Annotated in this window: 16 protein-coding genes and 2 pseudogenes; 4 read left to right on the top strand and 14 right to left on the bottom strand. The window is 41.6% G+C overall.

All coding sequences use genetic code 11. The features are described 5' to 3' along the window. Nucleotides 1-84: 84 nt before the first annotated feature. The gene (locus JNUCC22_RS08880) at nt 85-501 is read right to left on the bottom strand and encodes a UPF0715 family protein (protein WP_136803540.1); all 417 of its coding nucleotides are present in this window, start codon (nt 499-501) and stop codon (nt 85-87) included. 178 nt (nt 502-679) lie between these two features. Beyond that, a pseudogene (locus JNUCC22_RS08875) lies at nt 680-895 on the bottom strand (hypothetical protein); the annotation flags it as partial. 227 nt (nt 896-1,122) lie between these two features. On the opposite strand from JNUCC22_RS08875, the gene adhP reads away from it, so the two are divergent. Beyond that, a complete protein-coding gene (gene adhP / locus JNUCC22_RS08870) occupies nt 1,123-2,139 on the top strand; it encodes an alcohol dehydrogenase AdhP (RefSeq protein WP_042635226.1) in 1,017 nt (338 codons plus the stop codon). Nucleotides 2,140-2,289: 150 nt separating this feature from the next. On the opposite strand, the pseudogene JNUCC22_RS08865 reads toward adhP, so the two are convergent. Further along, a pseudogene (locus tag JNUCC22_RS08865) lies at nt 2,290-2,544 on the bottom strand (DinB family protein); the annotation flags it as partial. Nucleotides 2,545-2,957: 413 nt separating this feature from the next. Next, nucleotides 2,958-3,143, bottom strand: a complete 186-nt coding sequence (locus JNUCC22_RS08860; protein WP_149061697.1) for a hypothetical protein — start codon at nt 3,141-3,143, stop codon at nt 2,958-2,960. 812 nt (nt 3,144-3,955) lie between these two features. On the opposite strand from JNUCC22_RS08860, the gene JNUCC22_RS08855 reads away from it, so the two are divergent. Next, nucleotides 3,956-4,054: a YjcZ family sporulation protein gene (locus JNUCC22_RS08855; protein ID WP_003154037.1), complete on the top strand. Its 99-nt coding sequence runs from the start codon at nt 3,956-3,958 to the stop codon at nt 4,052-4,054. Here the strand turns inward: JNUCC22_RS08855 and JNUCC22_RS08850 are convergent. The 4 genes from JNUCC22_RS08850 to xylA form a co-directional block, all read right to left on the bottom strand. After that, complete coding sequence (locus tag JNUCC22_RS08850; RefSeq protein WP_108724954.1) at nt 4,026-4,502, bottom strand: hypothetical protein; 477 nt, start codon at nt 4,500-4,502, stop codon at nt 4,026-4,028. The genes JNUCC22_RS08855 and JNUCC22_RS08850 overlap by 29 nt on opposite strands. A 275-nt stretch (nt 4,503-4,777) precedes the next feature. After that, on the bottom strand, nt 4,778-7,375 hold the full coding sequence (gene ppsA, locus JNUCC22_RS08845) for a phosphoenolpyruvate synthase (RefSeq protein ID WP_216062277.1): 2,598 nt from the start codon (nt 7,373-7,375) through the stop codon (nt 4,778-4,780). Between the two features lie 173 nt (nt 7,376-7,548). Beyond that, nucleotides 7,549-9,048: a xylulokinase gene (xylB, locus tag JNUCC22_RS08840; RefSeq protein ID WP_216062276.1), complete on the bottom strand. Its 1,500-nt coding sequence runs from the start codon at nt 9,046-9,048 to the stop codon at nt 7,549-7,551. A 135-nt stretch (nt 9,049-9,183) separates the two neighbouring features. Beyond that, nucleotides 9,184-10,521: a xylose isomerase gene (gene xylA, locus JNUCC22_RS08835; RefSeq protein WP_216062275.1), complete on the bottom strand. Its 1,338-nt coding sequence runs from the start codon at nt 10,519-10,521 to the stop codon at nt 9,184-9,186. Between the two features lie 263 nt (nt 10,522-10,784). On the opposite strand from xylA, the gene JNUCC22_RS08830 reads away from it, so the two are divergent. Continuing rightward, nucleotides 10,785-11,939, top strand: coding sequence for a transcriptional repressor XylR (locus JNUCC22_RS08830; protein ID WP_025284775.1), 1,155 nt, complete (start codon nt 10,785-10,787; stop codon nt 11,937-11,939). Between the two features lie 142 nt (nt 11,940-12,081). Here JNUCC22_RS08830 and xynB read toward each other — a convergent pair whose 3' ends face one another. Together xynB and JNUCC22_RS08820 are read right to left on the bottom strand one after the other, a co-directional pair. Beyond that, on the bottom strand, nt 12,082-13,683 hold the full coding sequence (xynB, locus tag JNUCC22_RS08825) for a xylan 1,4-beta-xylosidase (protein WP_216062327.1): 1,602 nt from the start codon (nt 13,681-13,683) through the stop codon (nt 12,082-12,084). Nucleotides 13,684-13,725: 42 nt separating this feature from the next. Continuing rightward, entirely contained in the window at nt 13,726-15,117 is a 1,392-nt protein-coding gene (locus JNUCC22_RS08820; RefSeq protein WP_007410362.1) for an MFS transporter, read from the bottom strand. 561 nt (nt 15,118-15,678) lie between these two features. Here JNUCC22_RS08820 and JNUCC22_RS08815 point away from each other — a divergent pair. Continuing rightward, complete coding sequence (locus JNUCC22_RS08815; protein WP_216062274.1) at nt 15,679-16,773, top strand: L-dopachrome tautomerase-related protein; 1,095 nt, start codon at nt 15,679-15,681, stop codon at nt 16,771-16,773. A gap of 214 nt (nt 16,774-16,987) precedes the next feature. Here the strand turns inward: JNUCC22_RS08815 and glnA are convergent, their stop codons facing one another. The 4 genes from glnA to hflX form a co-directional block, all read right to left on the bottom strand. Then, a complete protein-coding gene (gene glnA, locus JNUCC22_RS08810; protein WP_007410365.1) occupies nt 16,988-18,322 on the bottom strand; it encodes a type I glutamate--ammonia ligase in 1,335 nt (444 codons plus the stop codon). 57 nt (nt 18,323-18,379) lie between these two features. Continuing rightward, a complete protein-coding gene (locus JNUCC22_RS08805) occupies nt 18,380-18,784 on the bottom strand; it encodes a MerR family transcriptional regulator (protein WP_007410366.1) in 405 nt (134 codons plus the stop codon). Nucleotides 18,785-18,893: 109 nt separating this feature from the next. Beyond that, entirely contained in the window at nt 18,894-20,159 is a 1,266-nt protein-coding gene (locus tag JNUCC22_RS08800) for a methionine gamma-lyase family protein (RefSeq protein WP_047935741.1), read from the bottom strand. A gap of 16 nt (nt 20,160-20,175) precedes the next feature. Continuing rightward, a complete protein-coding gene (gene hflX / locus JNUCC22_RS08795; protein ID WP_053104418.1) occupies nt 20,176-21,438 on the bottom strand; it encodes a GTPase HflX in 1,263 nt (420 codons plus the stop codon). Nucleotides 21,439-21,539 lie beyond the last annotated feature (101 nt).

Raw genomic sequence — 21,539 nt, 5'->3', positions numbered from 1 at the left:
GCTTTCTGGATTCATCACATGAATTTCAATTTGAACAATGCAGACTGGGCATGGCGCTAGTCGGTCTTTTTTAGAACATCAGCTTTACTTCTGGGGAGTATTGTAATTTCTCAGAAATATAGAGTCCCAGAACCAATATATGAACGCAGCAACAATGCTCATTATGTAATAAATGGGCATTCTGAAAACTGTGAAATCAATTGGCGGATTATCTATGTACCAGAACAAGAACACAGCTAAAAAAGCGACTGCTGTATAAATGAAAAGATGAACCAAACTAAACTTTTTAGGCTTCTTTCTTAGCCATAGTTGCACAGGAACAGCAAACAAAAAGTAAGTAATAAATGCATAAAAAGCAATGATAACTACAGTAACCAATGCAAATGGCACAAAACCCGAGTATACAAACATATATAGCCCGAAGATCAAACCATACGACAAACTTGAAAAAGCCAATGTGTAGGTATAGCTTTGCCTTTTGCTCCAAGTCGCCGCTCCCATATAGTTCACCTGCTTTTTATAAAAATAAAATTTCCATTTTTTCATTGTTTAAAATCAGTATAAATCCATTACTTTAAAAGATCTATGTTTTTTGGCAGATCATCAATTCACTATCTTAATATCCAGAAATTTTATTGCCATTAAAAAAGGTCAAGGAAATACCTTGACTGTGTATCGCTCACCAATCTACATCCGGCTCATCGTGTTCGAATCCGTAAAAGCCTTTAATCCACACATCTCCGCAGCCAGCTCCTTTTGTGATCAATAAGTAATGATTTCTGTTTGCATCACCATTCACCTTATCAGCCGCGCTCAAGTTCAAATGATTACCCGTGAAATTCTTTTCACTAAGGGGAAAATCATATCCTGCCAGTGTAATTCTCTGCAGTGCAATTCAAATATCGGCAGAAAGATTACGACCACAAATTCAAAGCATTCTGTGCATTTGGAGACTACCCCCCCCCCATTTAAACACCATTCGGATGACAAATGCATAGCTCCCTCAACTTTTGTAGAGACACTTGTCCGCAAAAAAATGTAAGGGTTTTCAAAAGGAGAGCAGTGTGCTAAATTGTAAGATAAGTAAAAATTTTCTGCCAATATTCGAAAGGGGTGCATGATTTGAAAGCAGTAGTAGCAACAAAAGACAAAAGTATAGCGATCGTACAAAAAGAATTACGTCCTTTACGACATGGTGAAGCCAAAGTTAAGATGGAATACTGTGGTGTATGTCATACTGACTTGCATGTTAAAAATGCTGATTTCGGGGATGTTACAGGCGTCACTTTAGGTCATGAGGGAATAGGCATTGTAACTGAGATTGGTGAAGGTGTAACAAGTTTGAAAAAGGGCGACCGCGTCTCTATTGCCTGGATGTTTGAAAGCTGTGGCTGCTGTGAATATTGCTTAACTGGCCGTGAAACCTTGTGCCGTGATGTAAAAAATGCCGGTTATACAGTTGACGGCGCAATGGCTGAAGAAGCAATCGTAGCGGTTGATTATGCAATAAAGGTGCCGGAAAATTTAGACCCTGCATCAGCAAGCAGCATTACTTGTGCAGGTGTAACAACTTATAAAGCCGTTAAAGTCAGTGAAATTAAGCCAGGTCAATGGATCGGTGTATTTGGAGTCGGCGGTTTAGGCAACTTGGCTGTTCAATATGCAAAAAATGTCTTTAACGCTAAAGTGATTGCGTTCGACATTAGCGACGAAAAATTGAATTTTGCTAAGAGCTTAGGCGCTGACGCGGTTGTAAACAGTTTAAACGAAGACCCCATCGCTAAAGCAAAAGAAGTGACTAACGATTTAGGGCTTGATGCTGTGGTCATCACGGCTGTCTCTAAAACCCCTTTCAATCAAGCGATTGATGTTGTAAAAGCAGGAGCTCGCGTAGTCGCTGTCGGTTTACCGGTGGACAAAATGGATTTAGATATTCCCCGTCTCGTGTTAGATGGAATTCAGGTTGTAGGTTCATTAGTAGGTACCAGAGAAGACCTGAAGGAAGCTTTTCAATTTGCTGCAGACGGTAAAGTTGTACCTAAAGTGACAAAACGCCCGATTGAAGATGTGAATGATATTTTTGAAGAAATGGAGCAAGGTAAAGTGACCGGCCGCATGGTTATCGATTTTACTTCCTAATCATTAAGGCTGCCGGGAATGATACGGCAGCCTTTGATCTCGATTCTTGCTCGGCGCCCCACCCAGACTGAATGAGACTTTGTCATTTAGTTCAGAAAAGAAGCTCTACAGATCATTCGGCGGTTATGCATTTTGCAAGTACTCTCTGAACTAATCCTGATACCAATATAATGCAAGGTCATTCATTGCCGAAGCGTAGCCCTGCTGTCTTAACATAGTTGTTATGCTGCCCTGATGATAAGTTCCGTGATTGGCAACATGGAATAAAATTTCTGAGTAAGCAGTTTCTCTGTAACCTAACCAAGGGTTATTTAAGTTCATTTTTTGTTCTACATCGGTTTGGCTATTCATCCATTCTTCAAACTGTGAAGCCAGTTCTTCATAAGACGCCGCAAATTCATCTGATATTCAATAAAACGGCTGTTGAACCTTTGCTATGTATACAGCTTCATCTTCACAGGCCCAATTTAACCTGCATAATAGTTCACTGAATCTTTCAACAATTTTAGATAAACATCTTCTTTTTATAGAGATGTTCGTTCAATCGACATCCTTGTGATATATATGGTAAAATTTATAGAAACAAAGGAGTGTTGTTACATATGAGTCTTATCATTTTAGCATCCATGCTTTTATGGGGTGCAGTGATCCACGAGCTAAACAAACCTTCAAAAAAGCAAAGTAAACGAAAAATGATCCCTTTGGTATCCCTCAGTTCTTTATCTACTTTAATCATCACAATTTCGCTTTTTTCTAATTTAATTGGTTGATATTTGTTATGAGGAAACCCGCCAGAGGTTCCTCATAACACTAAAAACCTACTCACTGCACTTTTTACAGCAGACCTTATCAGAGTGTTTGCTTAACACTTTATCCATTCTCCCCACAGGCATCTTCTTCTCACTCGGAAGTGTAAGATAAGCTGTTATCTCATCCCCTGATTTTATTGTTTTTCCGCAGATAGAGCATTTTAACTCAGTATTAAAGAAATTTTTTAATCCCATTCAGAAGCCTCCTTACTTACCTTTATAAAGTAATACGTTAATGCTTTATAAAAGTTTCAGGTTAAAGAAATATTCCTTGCCCGGGAATATACTTCGTTTCAGTTGATCCGCAGCCGTCCCGGTCATCGTTATACCTCACTCAATCAGGCAACTTCTTCCTTATATCCTCTACGACATTAAATGCGGGGAAAACGTTCATTCAAGAATTCAGCGTTAACCAAAAAGGAGAATACATCCTGAAATATGATAGCGGCACCGGTGATAGTGTCAATGGTTTCTTTAGATCTGTTGAGATCTAAATTCCGTTAGGAAAGTCGGCAGTTTTGCCGACTTTCTTTTCCAAGCATTCTGCAGGAATAAAGGTGAAGTGTCGAATAAACATATGACCTTTTTGAAACGGAAACTTTATCGGCATCACAAACCCGCAAGCAGCCTCCTTGTATCGTACCTTCCGTCCCTTTGTGATTTGTTTTGATTTGTCGTATACTGCGCTTGCCCGGGAAATGATGAATATTTTCGTTAACTATAATTTCCCTGTACCTCTTCGTATGTGGCTCTGCATGATGAAGTAACTTCATGGCTCACCACTTTCATACACAGTTTTATTGCATGTTTAGCCATATCCCTCCTCTTTAAACAGCAAACCGTCCCATCCATTTCTCTCTTTCAGTTAACCTCCCATTATTTTATTGTTTTAGAAGCTCTTCATTTTAGACATAACATTCATTTTTTCTTATTTAGACTTAAATCTATGTCGAATTTTATCGTCCGGCATATTATGTACTATCCTAACAACAGGAGGTGGCAATAATATGGGGAACTACGGTGGAAATTATGGCGGAAGCTCTTTCGTATTGATCGTTGTGCTGTTCATTTTGTTAATCATTGTAGGTGCTGCATTCCTTTTCTAGCACATTGACGATTTATATTCGTCTCCCAAACATTGCATCCCTTAGTTCGGACAGACGCCATAAGAAGTTTTATGGCGTTTTTACTTTTTAAAAAAACCAATCTGAGATAAACATTTTTTATTTTTACTCTGGTAAGCGGGAGAGTTTCCTCCCCTGCCTGCGCCAATATTGCCGCTATGAAGAATGAGGCGAACAATCCAAAAGGTGTTGTGATCCATTCTTTAAAAACGATTCCGAAAATCAACAATTCGCAAGCAGTTCCATATAAAATAGCTAAACCTGTGATTGCCCATTGGCTTATATTCTTATCGCCTAAACAACCTGATACATATCCAGTCCAACCACTCATCATGTTTGATGATGGGCCCGTTGTATCTTCTGCAGACTTTTCTCTTTCAAAGACACCAGACTTATCTTCATCTTTAACGCCATTAACCCAATAGGTCATTTTGTTTTGAATAAAGACTTGTTCATGAACATAGCTCCTAAATAATTGTTACTAAGGCGTTTTTAATTCATCGGATTACAGATGTTGTGAACTTAAAAAGGATATTACTCACCTTCATAAAAAGATTTAGTCACTGAAGGGCTCACCCACAAAATGCGGTGTTCACACATTGAGTCATTTTCACATAAAAAAACCGGATTCCTCCTTTAAGAGGTTCCGGTCTTTTTTAGTTAAAATGCGGGAAATATCTGGTGACGTGCTGCACACCCCCGCTATTATAATATTTCAATAGAGCCTTCTGTTCCATGAACGCGTATTCGCTGCCCATCTTTTATCAATTGGGTTGCATTTTCAACTCCGACAACTGCAGGTAAGCCGTATTCACGCGCGATAACCGCTCCGTGGGTCATCAGTCCGCCAACTTCAGTGACCAGGCCTTTTATGGATACAAACAATGGTGTCCAGCTGGGATCAGTATAGGAGGTAACTAATATATCCCCATCTTCCAAATCGGCATCTTCCATGTTTAAAATAACCCGTGCCCGCCCCTCTATGACTCCCGAGGAAACGGGCAGCCCTGCAATCGCTCCGGCCGGGAGATTTTCTCGTTTGTACTCGCCTGTAACGATTTCACCGTCAGATGTGATAACACGCGGCGGAGATAGTTTTTCATATACTTGGTACTCGGCTTTTCGTGTGCTGATGATTTGGTAATCCAATTTATGTGTGCGTACGACTTCCTGAAGTTCTTCAAAAGTGAGATAGTATATGTCCTCTTTTTCATGAATAACGCCCGCTTTTGCGAGTTGTTCGGCTTCTTTCAGTAAAGCCTGCTTATAAACGAAGTAGCGGCTGATCATGCCGTATTTTGGATATTCTCTGAACCCGCTGAAGTTCCGGATGATGCGGATCATTCGTTTGGTTTCTTTGGCTTTTTGTTCACCATCCGGTAATTGCTTCAATCGGTCTAATAACTCTTGTTCTTTCTTCAACGCCTCCCGCCGCCCTTGCTCAAATTTCCGCTGGCTGGCATTTGGCTCAAAGTTTTTGAGATTATTAAGAATCATAGGGACAAGTGCAGTTGGTTTTTCGCTCCATCGAGTTCTTGTCATATCAATTTCTCCGGCACATCGCATTCCGTACTTGTTGAGATAAGCATAGATAGCGTCACGGGTTTCCCGCCCGCCTTCAAACGTCACCAGCCCATCCAAAAAGTGATCATCTTTTACATTCTCTAAATAGGCAATTACTTCTGGATAAGGGCGGATCACATCGGCGACGTCCAATAGCGCAAGCCCCATTTCTGAAGTAATATTATGGGGTACAGATTGAGAAAGCGTATCTGCTGCGTTTTTTTCACCTAACCACTCGTTCATTTTTTCGTTAATCCATGATGAAGCATCCATTGCAGTTCGAATCAACACCGAACTTTTTGGGTTAAATAGAATCTTCTTTAATTCCTTGATATCTTCCAAAATAAAACGAAATAAATCAGATCCTGATTTCGTCTGGATGTTTTGTTTTAACTCTTCTATCGATGCTTGACTGCTCTTAATCAAATCAGAAACAATTGCCGGATCGTTTTCAGCTTGTTCCGGCATATCTGCATTGCCTTTGCCGGGAATCGGCGCCGTTTTATCAGGTATCGGCTTAATGAAATCATCTCGCTCTATTATGGTCATAAGTGCGTCTTTTAAGAGCGGATCGTGCTGCCCCATGCCTTTTAAGAAAACTTCTCTGACATTAGGGGATGCCAGTTGATGTGTGACATCAACGAATAGCCTTCCGCCGGCTTTACGCATGGGTGCAGCAGTCGTCAACAGAAAAAAAGACAATCCAAGGGGTTTTATGGGATCCGTCATCATTTGCTGATGACCAACAGAGATATAGACGTGATTTTCTTGATCGTTCGCTTCAGGAACGGGATATAACGTTGTGATCGGACGGCTTTGGACAATATAAAAAGTATCGCGGTCCAAACACCATTCGATATCTTGCGGCTGGCCGAAATGAGCTTCGATCTGTCTCCCGATACGTGTCAGCTGTAAAATTTGTTCATCAGTCAGTGTTTGAATCTTTTGCTGATCAAGAGCGATCTCCTGTGTTTCTGTTCCGCCTTCTTTTCGTCCATAGATAGCCAATTTTTTAGTTTCTATTCTCTTATCGACGATTTGCCCGTCCTGTACTTTATAACAATCGGCAGAGACTAAGCCGGAGACCAGTGCTTCACCAAGTCCAAAACCGGCATCGATGGATAGCAGCTTTCGGTTTCCGGTCATCGGATCAGCGGTAAATAAAATTCCCGAAGCCTGAGGGAACACCATCCTTTGGATGATAACGGATAAATAAACTTGGCTGTGTTCAAACCCATTTTTCATACGGTAAATGACAGCGCGATCCGTAAATAGGGACGCCCAACATTTACTGATATGCTGCAAGATCGTATCTAAGCCGGTAATATTTAAATAGGTGTCTTGTTGACCGGCAAAAGAGGCATGCGGTAAATCCTCAGCTGTCGCACTGGAACGTACGGCATAGGCATGTTCTTCGCCGAACCGGGAGAGATGGCAAGCAACTGCTTTGACTACATCTGAAGGAATTTCTGCTTCCATAATGGTTTGCCGGATTTTTTTGCTGACATCACCAATTTGATCCCGATTCTCCACTTTCAGCATGGTCAGTTGATCCAACAGCGCTTGTAACGTTTCGTTTTGTTCAATGGCTTTTTGATATCCTGCGGTTGTGACACAAAATCCTTCCGGTACTTGTATTCCTTGAATTTTTGATAATTCCCCTAAATGTAACCCTTTTCCTCCAACGAGCAAAGGCTGTGTTTTTTCAATTTCGTGAATGCCGAGAACCAAAGAACTCATTCTATATCTCCCCTTCAAAAAAATTTGACAAGAGCTTTTCAGCATGATATAATCATAATATAAGATGGATAACTATGACTTTCATACAAAAAGCGCGCGTGTTCTGATTATATCACCGTGTCTGTTTTTGTGCAATATAAAAAGAACCTGGCCAATTTGGCGAGGTTCTTTCTTCATCTTTGTCGAAAGCTCTTTAAAGCTGTATTGAGATCTTTTGTGTGAACGTAAATGTTCTTATACAACTCGAATAGTTTTTTATATTTTTGAACATTTTGTTCTTTTGGATAAAATGCAGCTGCTTCATGAATGAACTGCTCTGCACATTCTTCAAGAGAGTCAAACCACCCGCTTCCGAAGGCAGCTAACATCGCAGCCCCCATGGCGGGACCTTGTTCATTCTCTAACTTAACCACCCTCGTATTGAAAATATCAGCCTGCATTTGAAGCCACGTTTCATTTTTAGCTCCCCCGCCAATAGAGACAACCGTATCAACTGATTTTCCCGCTTCGCGGAATAGCTCAATTGATTCATATAAAGAGAATGTGATGCCTTCCATTATCGCCCTCAAAAAGTGCTCTCTTTTATGGGCTCCGTCCATTCCGATCAAGCTTCCCCGAATAGATGAATCAGCATGCGGGGTTCTTTCACCGACTAAGTAAGGAGTGTACAGCAGTCCATTTGCTCCTATCGGAACAGATTCCACCCCCCGCAATAATTGTTCAAACGATTCGTTCGGCGCAAACGTTCTTTTGAACCAGTCTAAGCTGTATCCAGCAGCGAGCGTGACTCCCATCGTATAAAAAGAATCCTTCTTTCCATGATTAAAAAAGTGCACTTTCCCTTTAAAGTCCCTTTCTTTGTCTTCTTCACAGGAAAGTATGACTCCTGACGTCCCGATACTGCATAATGTTTTTCCGGAAGAAAGAATACCGGCTCCGACAGCACCGCAAGCATTGTCTGCTCCCCCGGCGTACACTTTTGTTTTTTCCAACAGCCCAGTCTCCGCCGCAACGCTCGGAAGCAGCGATCCTACACAGTCATGGGATTCAACAAGCGGAGGACAAATTTCCGCTGAAATACCATATTGATTGCAAATCTCATCGCTCCACTCTTTGCGGGTCATATGTAAAAGTAACGTTCCCGCCGCATCGGAGTATTCGGTGTGAATGGCGCCAGTCATGCGGAATCTCACATAGTCTTTCGGAAGCAAAAAAACAGCGGTTTTGTTAAAAAGTTCAGGCTCATGTGCCTTCACCCATAACATTTTAGGTAATGTAAACCCTTCAAGGACACGGTTTTTTGTGATATCAAGCAGATGATCGCCAAATGTCTCGGTCATCCTGCTACATTGAGGCGTCGTTCTGGTATCATTCCAAAGAATCGCATGACGCAGCACCCGCCGATCTTGATCAAGCAGTACTAACCCATGCATTTGTCCTGAATAGCTAATCCCGTCAATATCCCCGGCTTGAACGTTGGATATCGAAATCAATTCAGCCAATGCTTCAATTGTTTGCTGCACCCAGTCTTCAGGATTTTGCTCACTATATCCCGCCTTCTCTTGGATGAGCGGGTAACTTTTGGACGTTTCTGCACAAACCTTGCCGTTTTGATTGACTAAAATGGTTTTAACGGCACTCGTACCAAGATCTATTCCAATGACATACTTCATTTTTTCACTCCTTCCTCTCTAAATAGATCTCCATTGAAATGACCCGCCATAACAGTAACTTCATGACGGGCCATTCCGGGAACTCGGCTGCCTGCATCTTTTTATAGCGGGATCTGGAGCTTCTTTTTTCATTTGTTATACCTCTAAAATGTATTGGTTTAATATCGCTTTTAACCGCTCCTGTCTCCCTGATTCGTTTTTAATTGGCTGATTGTTCAGCGCATATTGCTCAAGCGTCTTAAAATCAGCTCTTCCTTCTGCAATTTCAAGCCCAATCCCTTCAGTAAAGCTGCGGTAACGGTGTTGAATCACATCTTCAAACACACAATCTTCGATTAATTTGTGGGCGGCTTTCAACCCTCTTGCAAATGTATCCATCCCTGCAACATGGGCATATAGTAAATCATCAGGCTCAAAAGAAGATCTCCTGACCTTTGCGTCAAAGTTTAATCCTCCGCTTCCAAGACCGCCATTTTGCAGAATTTCGTACATTGCTAATGTCGCAGAATATAAATCTGTCGGAAATTCATCTGTGTCCCAGCCTAAAAGCGGATCACCCTGATTCGCGTCAACAGAGCCAAGAAGGCCATGCACTCTCGCCATGCGTAATTCATGTTCGAATGTATGCCCGGCTAATGTGGCATGATTGGCTTCGAGATTTAATTTAAAATGATTGTCTAAGCCATATTGCTTTAAAAAGGCAATGGTTGTTGCTGCGTCCGTATCATATTGATGGGTGGTCGGCTCTTTTGGTTTTGGTTCAATCAAAAACTGCCCTGTATACCCGATTTCCTTCGCATAATCCACTGCCATATGCATAAATCTGGCCATATTATCAAGCTCAAATTTTAAATCGGTATTTAACAAAGTTTCGTACCCTTCACGTCCGCCCCAAAATACATAGTTCTCGGCGCCAAGCTCTTTTGCTGTTTCTAATCCTTTTTTTACTTGGGCTGCGGCATACGCAAATACATCTGCATTACAAGAAGTCGCCGCACCATGGACGAAACGGGGATTCGTAAACATGTTTGCAGTATTCCATAATAGCTTAACGCCGCTGGTTCTCATGTAGTCTTTTATCATGTCCACGATTATATCCAGATTTTGATTTGTCTCTTTTAACGTACTTCCTTCCGGTGCGATATCCCGGTCATGAAAAGCAAAAAATGGCGCATCCAGTTTTTCAAACAGCTCAAATGCTGCATCTACCCTCGCTCTCGCCAGATCCAAGCCTTTATAGTAATCCCACGGTCTCTGCATCGTAGCTGCGCCAAAAATGTCTGTGCCGTCAGCGGTAAATGTATGCCAATAGGCAATAGAAAATCGCAAATGCTCTTTCATCGTTTTTCCGCCAATTACTTCTTGAGAATTATAGTATTTAAATGCTAAAGGATTCGTGGATTCTTTCCCTTCGTAAATCACTTTGTTTGCGCTTTCAAAATAGTTGACCGAACCGGAATGAGAGTGAGCCATGTGTGATTTCCCCCTTAAAAATAAATTCTAAACATGATCATTCAAATACAAATGCTTTTATGTCATGTTGCACATTAGTTTGTTGACCAAACAAACTAACTTATTTTCATCTTATATAACCTCATCAGTATTTTCAATATTTTTTTTAGTTTTTTACGAACACATTAGATATAATAAAGGTTGGATTCGCTATGTACTGCGTTTCGCACGATAACACAGAACGTTCAACTTAATTTAAAGATTATACAAATGGAGTGGATGAAGTGGATATCGCTGATCAAGCCTTTGTCAAAAAAGTTAACCAAAAGTTATTACTAAACGAAATACTTAAGAATTCTCCTATTTCAAGAGCAAAATTATCTGAAATGACCGGATTAAATAAATCAACTGTTTCGTCACAGGTAAACACATTAATGAAAGAAAACCTCGTATTTGAAATCGGTCAGGGACAATCAAGCGGCGGCAGAAGACCTGTTATGCTTGTTTTTAATAAAAAAGCAGGATACTCCGTAGGAATAGATGTTGGCGTGGATTATGTTAATGGCATTTTAACAGATCTTGAAGGGACGATCGTCCTTGATCAACACCACCATTTGGAATGCAATTCTCCAGAAATCACTAAAGATATTTTAATTGAGATGATTCATCACTTTATTGCAAATATGCCGCAATCTCCGTACGGTCTTATTGGTATAGGGATATGCGCGCCCGGGCTGATTGACAAAAATCAAAAAATTGTTTTCGCTCCGAACGCCAACTGGAGAGATATTGACTTAAAATCTTTCATCCAAAAGAAGTTCAATGTGCCCGTTTTTATTGAAAATGAGGCAAATGCCGGCGCATACGGAGAAAAAGTATTTGGAGCTGCAAAAAATCACGATAACATCATTTATGCAAGTATCGGTACAGGAATAGGGATCGGCGTTATGATCAACAATCATTTATATAGAGGGGTTGGCGGATTCTCTGGAGAAATGGGACATATGACAATAGACTTTAAGGGTCCTAAATGCAGCTGCGGAAACCGAGGCTGCTGGGAATTGTATGCTTCAGAGAAGGCTTTATTAACATCTCTTCAGACGAAAGAGAAAAAAGTGTCCAGCCAAGATATCATAGACCTTGCCCATCTGAATGATGTTGGAACTTTACAGGCATTACAGAATTTTGGTTTCTATTTAGGAATAGGCCTGACCAATATTTTAAATACATTTAATCCGCAAGCCATCATTTTAAGAAACAGCATCATTGAATCGCATCCTATGGTTTTACATTCAATTAAAAGCGAAGTGTCATCCAGGGTTTATTCCCAACTAGACAATAGCTATGAATTATTACCATCTATCTTAGGAAAAAATGCCCCTGCTCTAGGAATGTCCTCTATTGTTATTGATCATTTTCTCGACATGGTTCATAACTGAATGTACATACTTCTATGTTTTACGCTCATCTTTAAAGATGGGTTTTTTTATTCTAGGAGTATTTCTGAATCAATACTGACATAGGCACCTTCTAATATGAAAAAGGAGTTCTAAAATAGAAATCTCCTTTTTCATGTGCTAATTATTTTTCTTTATAACGAAAATATCTGAAGTCGGCCGGAATATGATGACCGCTCGTATCTTGGCATTGCATCCCTACAAAAGCTCCTGTAAAGAATCCCCCGCCGCGGATGTAATCATCTGATAATTTTTTCGATTCTAATGCAATGTCGATTTTGTGCCAATCTTCTTTGTTAAATGAATACAAATAATAATATTTTTCGTTTTCAATATTCACTTTTAAATAGACATACTTGACTTCACGAGGAATCACAATTTTATTTTTTAACGGTTGTGAAAAAGAAAAGTTATCACATATCGTTAATTCAAGAATACGGCCAAGTTCTTCATCATACGTGACTTGGAGAGCCGTCCAATTCTCTGTATTGTAATAGTTCACCAAACCAGCGGCTTGCTGAAAATTTTCCGGATAAAACGCAACAGCCGTTTCCGCTTCAAAATGGAGGCTTTGCCAGCGTCTGGCTACAAATGCCTGAGTAAATGTCGAAGTTAAGGATTCATGGCCGTATAATCGTAAATGATTTGGCGCTTGAGTTAATGAACCTAATTTCTCCGTAAACGGGATTCTTAACGTTTGAAAATTAATATTTAATATTGCATCCTCAAATTCATCAACTTCCGGATAGGTTTCTTCAAACATTGTTTCAGGTATAGAAGGCGCTTCCACTTCCAAGCTCCCTTCTTTTCCGCCTTCTACATAAGGCCAGCCATCTTTCCAATAGAGCTTTTGAATAGCTGTTTCTCTGCCCAGAGGACAATATCCTCTCTGCTGAAAAATTGAATCATCGTCCGGGTGAATGGGACGTCCCGTTAAATGAGCTAAATACCACTCGCCTGTATGTGTTTGTACAATGGATGCATGTCCGCATTTTTGCAGCGGATTTTCCGGCGCATGCCATGACGTTAAGATAGGATTATCAGGATGTACTTCATATGGACCCTCAATATTTGCAGAACGGGCAATTGTAGCAGCATGTTCGAACCGTGTTCCTCCTTCTGCGGTTAATAAATAATTATAGTTCCCGATACGGTAAAGGTGCGGCGCTTCTGTCAGCTTTCTTTCAGTTCCTTTAAAAATCACTTTCGGTTTACCGATTAGTTTTTGCTCCTTATCAGAATATTCCTGCATGACAATGCCTCCAAAGGAGTGCCGATCAATACGCTGATCCCATAACATATTTAATAAATATTTTTTCCCATCCGTATCATGGAACAAAGAAGCATCAAAACCCGAGCTGTTTAATGTGATCGGCTCCCCCCAATCACCATCAATCGTGTCACAAGTCACTAAATAATTGTGGCAATCTTTCCAGGCGCCATCTACTACCTTAACATCCGTATAGATCAGCCAAAACTTTCCGTCGCTGTAACTTAAACATGGCGCCCAGACCCCGCCTGAATTAGGATTTCCTTTCATGTCTAATTGCGAAACTCTCTTTAATGGATGTGCAACTAAGCGCCAATTGACTAAATCTTTTGAGTGGTGTATCTGGACTCCCGGAAACCACTCAAATGTAGATACAGCGATATAATAATCCTCTCCAACCCTGCAAATACTCGGATCGGGGTTGAATCCTTTAAGTACTGGATTGATGATCTTGATTTTGAACTCCTCCTCAGCTATTTTCTGTTGACTCATCATGTTTTAAGCTTTGAAATCGTCAATATGATCCAAATAAACTTTGTCTCTATTCTCTAATTCTCGAACCATGCTTTTATATTTTTTCTCATCTAAGTTATAGAAATTAATATCAATCATGGCCAGAACCAGTAAGAACACGGGAATAATGGTTGTTGTAATTAAAATTCCCGTCAATGCCTCCGGCGTTTGCACCTGATTTGCCACATATCCAAACTGATCTAGAACCAAACCCGGTACAACCCCTCCCAAGGCCATGCCGAATTTAAAGAAAAATCCGATAATAGCGTATATAAGACCGCCCATTCTTTTCCCGGTCTTATACTCTCCATATTCTATTGTTTCAGGAATAAGCGCCCACATATATCCCCCGGCAGTGAGACTTCCTGCAGCAGCCAGCAATCGAAAGGAAAGTATCAGGAATACATTACTTGACGGAACGAAAAGTAAAGCTAAGAGGCCGATCATATTCAGTAATAATGCATAGTTTAGTAATTTCTTCTTCCCTAATAATTGATGAAGCTTTGGAATAAACGGTAAAATGACCAAAGCAGGCAAACTTCCCAACAAACCGTACCACTTCACTAAATCCGCTCTTTCTAAATTATACGTTACGTAATAGATGCCAACCGAATTACTGATTGAATTCACTCCAAAAATAATAATAAAGAAAATACTTAATACAACTAGAGGCCGATTAACACGAAATTGCTCAAATATATCCGAAAATTTAATTTTTTCTTCCGATTTTTGAAGCGTGACACGCTCTTTTGTGCTTTTAAAACAAAAGATTAAAAGGCACCCGCCTATAACTCCCATAATACCCATGGTTAGCTGCCAGCCAAGAGATTCGCTGCCGGAATTATCGCTTAAATAAGCAGCCAGTAAGGGAACAAAAAATGCAACGACAAGTCCTCCAAGATTTGCAAATAACATACGGACAGACGTTATACTAACAACTTCTTGATTATTTCTGGTCATTGCAGATGTTAACGCGCCATATGGCACGTTTATCATGGTGTATGTAAGCGATAAGCCGACATAGGTGATATAGGCATATATTAATTTCCCCATATCCGAAAAATCCGGGGTTGTAAAACAGAGTATTGCCAATATGACAAAGGGAAAAGCTCCGAATAAAAGATACGGTCTGAAGCGGCCAAACCTGCTATTTGTTCTGTCAACTATTGTTCCAATAAAAGGATCAGCGAGAGCGTCGATGATTCTAACCACTAAAAACATCGTACCGGCTGTTGCTGCCGATAAACCAAAAACATCTGTATAGAAGAACAAAAGATACGTAGACACTGTTGCATAAATTAAATTACATGCAAAATCTCCAGACGCATATCCAACTTTTTCAACCATGCTGATCTTCTTTACATTTTCACTGAGCATGATTTCTCCCCTTTTCGATCCTTTACATAAGGAACATGATGAATGGTATAACATTTCTTTAAAATTATCAGCCAGTGAGCGGCGTATAAAAGCGCTTTCAAAAATGACAACGGTTTACTTTCACAGAGCATTTTCAACATCCAAATGGTGATCAGATAGCAGTGAACAGGATAAAAGCTTGGCTTTCGCTTTCTATACACCTACAATTAAATCGAGCCTTTTATCCCCCTCCCATTTAAGACCTTTATATGATGGACAATTAAGTGGTTTTATTAGTTTGTTGACCGAACAAACTAACTTGATTTCATATTATAAAATCTTTTCTGCTTTTTCAACTCTTTTTTCAGAGAATTTAAAACCGACCAAAGAACATACCATGTTGTAATTGCCGACTGCTTCGACAGACGTTAAGTAAAAACCCCCTGTGTCACCTGACTGACTTATTAAATGATAAGCACTTCCATCATCTTGTGTTTAGAAAAACTTATTAAGAAACATGCACTAGAAAAAATGCGAATCATATATAAGTGATATCCCGTTTAATTGGTTGAGGAGGATATTATGAAACCTATGCTGCCTTTTGAAAAATATTTTGGGGATTTAGAACTGGTTTATGCATTTTATGGAGCTATGCCTACTGGTGTTACTGTTTCAGAAACTGGTCGTATTTTCATTTGTTTTCCGAAATGGGGAGACAATGTTAAATTTACGGTGGCGGAAATAATTGGGGATAAATTGCAGCCTTATCCTGATTTACAAACCAATTTGGTTAACCCTGAGAATATCAAAATGACTTTCATCAGTGTCCAAAGTGTAGTTACTGATGGAAGAGGAACCCTTTGGGTACTAGATACGGCGGCACCCAATTTTTCTGAACCAATTAAAGGCGGGGCAAAATTAGTCGCTGTTGATTTAAAAACCAATACAATCAGCAGAGTTTATACCTTTACAGAAGATGTTGTCCTTCCAACAACTTACCTGAATGATGTCCGATTTGATTTTCGTGTTGGAACTGCAGGTTATGCCTATATAACGGATTCTTCTTCCAAAGGACCAGGAGCTATTATCGTCGTGGATTTAGAAACCGGAAACGCATTTAGACGGTTAAATGGAGCAAATCCAACTTCACCGGATTCCTATTTTATACCGAAAGTAGAAGGCAAAATTTTGATGAATCGTAACAGGGATGGTTCAACTTCCCCATTTAGGCTGGCATCCGACGGTATTGCGATTTCTCCTGACGGAAAGGTATTATTTTTTTGTCCACTGACCAGCCGTCATCTGTTCTCGATCTCAACAGAAGCCCTGAGAGATAGAAATATACCGGACATGGATTTACTTTATCATGTGGCGTATTGGGGAGAAAAAGGCGCGTCTGATGGAATGATTACAGATGCAAAAGGAGCCATTTATGCCGGAGATTATGAGAACAATAGTATTCGAAAGATGCTGCCGAATGGCACAATGGAAACCATCGCACATGATCCGAGAATTTTATGGCCGGATACTTTTTCGATTGGTCCGGATGAATACTTATATGTCATCGTGATCCAATTACATCGGCAGGCTAGATTTCATTATGGAAAAGACTTACGACAGAAACCTTATAGTTTACTTCGTATCAAAATTGATGAATTTCCTGCTCCTGCTTTTTGAAAATAAAAATGGCCGGTTCAATTTTAGAACATAATTAGCTTCATTTAGCCTTCATCCTAAACCGAATAAGGGATTACAATAAATACGTGTCCTCAATTATAACTTCAATTTTTTTTGGTCATATTCTGGTCAAGGACCAAAAATGTTGTTCTTTTAATCTTATGACCAAAACCAAAAAATCCCCTGGCACCAATAGTGCCAAGGGATTGAGAGATTAATACTGAGACATGTATTGTTCGCGCTCCCACGGATGAACCTGTGTGCGGAACATATCCCATTCGATTTCTTTTGCTTCGATGAAGTGTTCGAACAGGTGCTCACCGAGTGCCGCAACCATGACTTCGTTTGATTTGAATTCGTCGAGAGCTTCCGCCAGCGTCGCCGGAAGATCTACGATGCCGTTTTCCATGCGCTCTTCTTTGCTCATGACGTAGATGTTGCGGTCAATCGGAGCCGGTGCTTCAAGTTTGTTTTTGATTCCGTCAAGGCCTGCTGCAAGCAATACGCTTAACGCCAGGTACGGGTTTGCCGCCGGGTCTACGCTGCGGACTTCAACACGCGTGCTGATGCCGCGGGAAGCCGGGATACGGATCAGCGGGCTTCTGTTTTGCGCGCTCCATGCCACGTAGCAAGGTGCTTCATAGCCCGGAACAAGGCGTTTGTAAGAGTTCACTGTCGGGTTTGTGACAGCCGTAAAGCTTGTCGCGTGTTTTACGATACCGGCAATGAAATGTTTTGCTGTTTCACTCAGCTGAAGATCAGCGTCTTTATCAAAGAACGCGTTAACGCTATCTTTAAAGAGTGATAGGTTGCAGTGCATACCGGAACCGTTTACGCCGAACAGCGGTTTTGGCATGAATGTCGCATGCAGACCGTGTTTGCGGGCGATCGTTTTGACAACCAGTTTGAAAGTTTGGATGTCGTCACAAGAACGGATGGCACCAGCATATTTAAAATCGATTTCGTGCTGACCCGGAGCAACTTCATGGTGAGATGCTTCGATTTCAAAGCCCATTTCTTCAAGCTCAAGCACGATATCGCGGCGGCAGTTTTCTCCCAAGTCAGTCGGAGCCAGGTCGAAGTATCCGCCTTTATCGTTCAATTCAAGCGTCGGTTCGCCTTTTTCATCTAATTTAAACAGGAAGAATTCAGGCTCAGGTCCAAGATTGAAATCGCTGAAACCGAGTTCTTTCATTTCTTTCAGAATCCGTTTGAGGTTGTTACGCGGGTCACCTTCGAACGGCGTGCCGTCCGGATTGTAAATGTCACAGATGAAGCGTGCTACTTTACCTTTTTCAGCCGTCCATGGGAAGATTACAAATGTGTTCAGATCAGGATATAAGTACATATCAGACTCTTCGATACGGACGAAACCTTCGATGGAAGAACCGTCGAACATGCATTTATTATCAAGTGCTTTTTCAAGCTGGCTCACAGGAATTTCCACGTTTTTAATCGTTCCGAGAATGTCTGTGAATTGAAGGCGGATATACTTTACGTTTTCCTCATTTACTAATTTTACGATGTCTTCTCTTGTGTACTTTGCCATTTCGTAAAACTCCTCCTCTAAAAGGTAAATGTATATAGCAAAACAGTTGCTAACGGATTAATGAAAGAATCGGGACATGTCACCTTGGCGGAAAGTATTTCCCCGCTGGAAACGGCCTGCCTGCATCAGTTCGTTTTTCAGAAGCTTTCTGAGTTCGTCATCAGACAGATTGTGCTTCATCGGTTTGGCGGTTTTTTCGGATTTTTCTTCCGGTTCGGCAGATGCCTTATCCAGAATTTGTTTGATCCCCGCCATATTGACGCCTTGTTCAATCAGATTTTTGATTTCTAACAGTTTATCTACATCATGGAATGAAAATAATCGTCTATTTCCTTCGCTTCTCGCTGGAAATATCAATCCATTTTCCTCATAATATCGAATTTGCCGGGCAGAAAGTTCTGTTAACTGCATGACAATCCCAATTGGAAATAAAGGCATTGAGCGGCGAATGTTATCACTCATCTCAATTTCCTCCTTTTCTTATCTTAGTCTCATTATAGGTGATGTTATATTTTGTGTCAACACAATGTAAGGAATCTTAACATCAAATTCTTTGAAAATTGCAAACGGCCTAAATCAGCTCTTTTTCCATTAAAGCATTTACGGCGCTGCAAATCGCATTTTTCACGTGCGCGTAGGTTAATCCTCCTTGGACATACGCGACATAAGGCGGTCTGATAGGTCCATCTGCTGATAATTCAATGCTTGCTCCCTGTACGAAAGTGCCCGCTGCCATAATGACATCGTCTTCATATCCCGGCATATAGCTCGGATAAGGCGTCACATGCGCATTAATCGGTGAAGCATATTGTATCGCCTGGCAAAAAGCGATCATCTTATCAGGGTCCTGAAACTCAACTGATTGAATCAGATCCGTTCTCGGCGCATTCCATGCAGGGTTTGACGTAAAGCCGAGCTTTTCAAGAAAACGGGCGGTAAATACCGCTCCCTTCAAGCTTTGCGCCACTACATGCGGAGCGAGAAAGAAACCTTGATACATTTCCTGCAGTGAATAAAGCGAAGCGCCGGCTTCACTTCCGATTCCCGGGGAGGTCATCCGGTAAGAGCAGGCCTCAATCCACTTGGCTTTCCCTACAAGATAGCCGCCCGTTTTAGCAAGGCCGCCGCCCGGGTTTTTGATCAGGGAGCCGGCCATAAGATCCGCTCCGACGTGGCAGGGTTCCCGCTCTTCTGCAAATTCTCCGTAGCAATTGTCCACAAAAACAATGACATCTTCTTTGATTTCCTTTACGAAACGAATCATCTCTTTAATTTCATTTATTCTGAAAGACGGACGATTCGCATATCCTTTTGAACGCTGGATGCCGATCACTTTTGTATTCGGCCGGATTGCAGCCCGGACCGCTTCAAAGTCCACTCTGCCTTCTGATGTTAAATCGACTGCATTGTATCCGATTTGAAATTCCTTAAGCGAGCCTGAATACTCCCCGCCTCTTACTCCGACGATTTCCTCGAGTGTATCGTAAGGCTTGCCTGTTATATAAAGCAATTCGTCCCCGGGTCTCAGCACACCGAAGAGCGCGATTGAAATCGCATGCGTTCCGGAAATGATTTGCGGCCGCACGAGTCCCGCCTCTCCTCCGAACACATCAGCATAGATCTTCTCCAGTGTATCTCGTCCGATATCATCATAACCGTATCCGGTTGAAGGCGTAAAATGCGTATCGCTTACTTTATGTTTTCTGTAGCTTTGCAGGACTCTCCATTCATTCCGTTCACTGATTTCTTCTATTCTTTTATGAACGGCGGAGATTTCCGCTTCTGTTTCTTCGGCGGTTTTTTGTAAAAGAGCGCCATGGGTCAGTGTGTCAAACATGTTGTGTATACCTTCCTTACATGAATTTCTTCAGTTCTCCGAGTATGCTTTGTTCTTCCTGTACATAACCTGAGACTTCGTAGCGTTCATTTTCTTCATTAAAATAAAGGCTGTCGATCATGGTCTCTGATTTGATGCGTGACATCAATTTGCCTTCGGCGGCAGGCACATGAACTTCATACGGCGTCATCAGCTCCCGGCGCAAATAAGCTTCGATTTCCGCTTTTAGTTTTGCTTCATCCCCGGCGATTCTGGCGCTGATCATGATGTGGCCTTCTCCCGCTGTCGGGATGAAGTCAGGAAGTGTATCATCACGTTTGTTATAAGCGGTCAGCACCGGAATATCATCTGCCTCAAGCTCTTTTAACAGACCGAGGACAGTCTGTTCATGTCCGGCATAATCTTCATTGGATGAATCAATGACATGAATGATCAAGTCTGCTTCCTTCACTTCCTCAAGCGTTGAGCGGAAAGCCGCAATCAGCGTCGTCGGCAGGTCCTGAATGAAGCCGACCGTATCAGACAAAAGGACGCTGTAGCCGCTTGGGAGCGCCATCTTTCTCGTCATCGGATCAAGTGTTGCAAACAGCAGATCTTCTTCATAGCTGTCTGAGCTTGTTAATTGATTGAACCATGTTGATTTTCCGGCATTGGTATAACCGACGAGTGCAGCCTGAAGCACGCCGTTCTTTTTACGTCTCTCCCGATAACGGCTTCTGTGGCGGATAACCGTTGACAGCTGCACGTTAATTTCGTGTATGCGGTTTCTAATGTGGCGCCGGTCTGTTTCAAGCTTTGTCTCACCGGGCCCTCTCGTCCCGATTCCGCCGCCTTGTCTTGAGAGATTGATTCCTTGTCCGCTCAGACGGGGCAGCGCGTATTGAAGCTGGGCCAATTCGATCTGAAGCTTTCCTTCTCTCGTCTTCGCCCTTTTTGCGAAAATATCCAAAATAAGCTGCGTGCGGTCGATGATCTTCGCTTCAATTGCAGTGGCGAGTGATTTAAGCTGGCTCGGTGACAGTTCATCATTAAAAATGATCAGATCCGCTTCAAGCTCTTCACACAGCGCCTTCAGCTCGTCTACTTTCCCCTTGCCTATATATGTAGCGGCATCCGCTCTGTTCCGTTTTTGCGTAATCCGGGTCAGCACCGTTCCGTCAGCCGTTTTTGTCAATGAAGCAAGCTCTTCCATGGAATGTTCAAAGTGCTCATCTGTCATGTGCGGAAGCTGGCAGCCGACCAAAATGACCGTTTCTCTTTTTCCTTCCTGTTCGTTCAAATGGATGTTCCTTTCTGTGTCGTATTGGGCAGTAGTACTATCATACCAAACCCGCAGGGCGTATACCACACATCCGGCGGGTTTTAAAGAGAGAAATAAAA

Source organism: Bacillus sp. JNUCC-22 (assembly GCF_018861275.1).
In the GTDB taxonomy this organism is placed as follows: Bacteria; Bacillota; Bacilli; order Bacillales; family Bacillaceae; genus Bacillus; species Bacillus velezensis.
Note: the sequence above shows the minus strand (reverse complement) of the source record. Positions and strands in the feature narration are given on the sequence as shown.

Coding starts and splice junctions, on each gene's coding strand:
- JNUCC22_RS08805 (WP_007410366.1), bottom strand. CDS start 18,784: ATGAGTGATAACATTCGCCGCTCAATGCCTTTATTTCCAATTGGGATT.
- JNUCC22_RS08860 (WP_149061697.1), bottom strand. CDS start 3,143: ATGGGATTAAAAAATTTCTTTAATACTGAGTTAAAATGCTCTATCTGC.
- JNUCC22_RS08815 (WP_216062274.1), top strand. CDS start 15,679: ATGAAACCTATGCTGCCTTTTGAAAAATATTTTGGGGATTTAGAACTG.
- JNUCC22_RS08820 (WP_007410362.1), bottom strand. CDS start 15,117: ATGCTCAGTGAAAATGTAAAGAAGATCAGCATGGTTGAAAAAGTTGGA.
- xylA (WP_216062275.1), bottom strand. CDS start 10,521: ATGGCTCACTCTCATTCCGGTTCGGTCAACTATTTTGAAAGCGCAAAC.
- JNUCC22_RS08880 (WP_136803540.1), bottom strand. CDS start 501: ATGGGAGCGGCGACTTGGAGCAAAAGGCAAAGCTATACCTACACATTG.
- xylB (WP_216062276.1), bottom strand. CDS start 9,048: ATGAAGTATGTCATTGGAATAGATCTTGGTACGAGTGCCGTTAAAACC.
- ppsA (WP_216062277.1), bottom strand. CDS start 7,375: ATGAGTTCTTTGGTTCTCGGCATTCACGAAATTGAAAAAACACAGCCT.
- JNUCC22_RS08800 (WP_047935741.1), bottom strand. CDS start 20,159: ATGTTTGACACACTGACCCATGGCGCTCTTTTACAAAAAACCGCCGAA.
- JNUCC22_RS08850 (WP_108724954.1), bottom strand. CDS start 4,502: ATGACCTATTGGGTTAATGGCGTTAAAGATGAAGATAAGTCTGGTGTC.
- glnA (WP_007410365.1), bottom strand. CDS start 18,322: ATGGCAAAGTACACAAGAGAAGACATCGTAAAATTAGTAAATGAGGAA.
- JNUCC22_RS08855 (WP_003154037.1), top strand. CDS start 3,956: ATGGGGAACTACGGTGGAAATTATGGCGGAAGCTCTTTCGTATTGATC.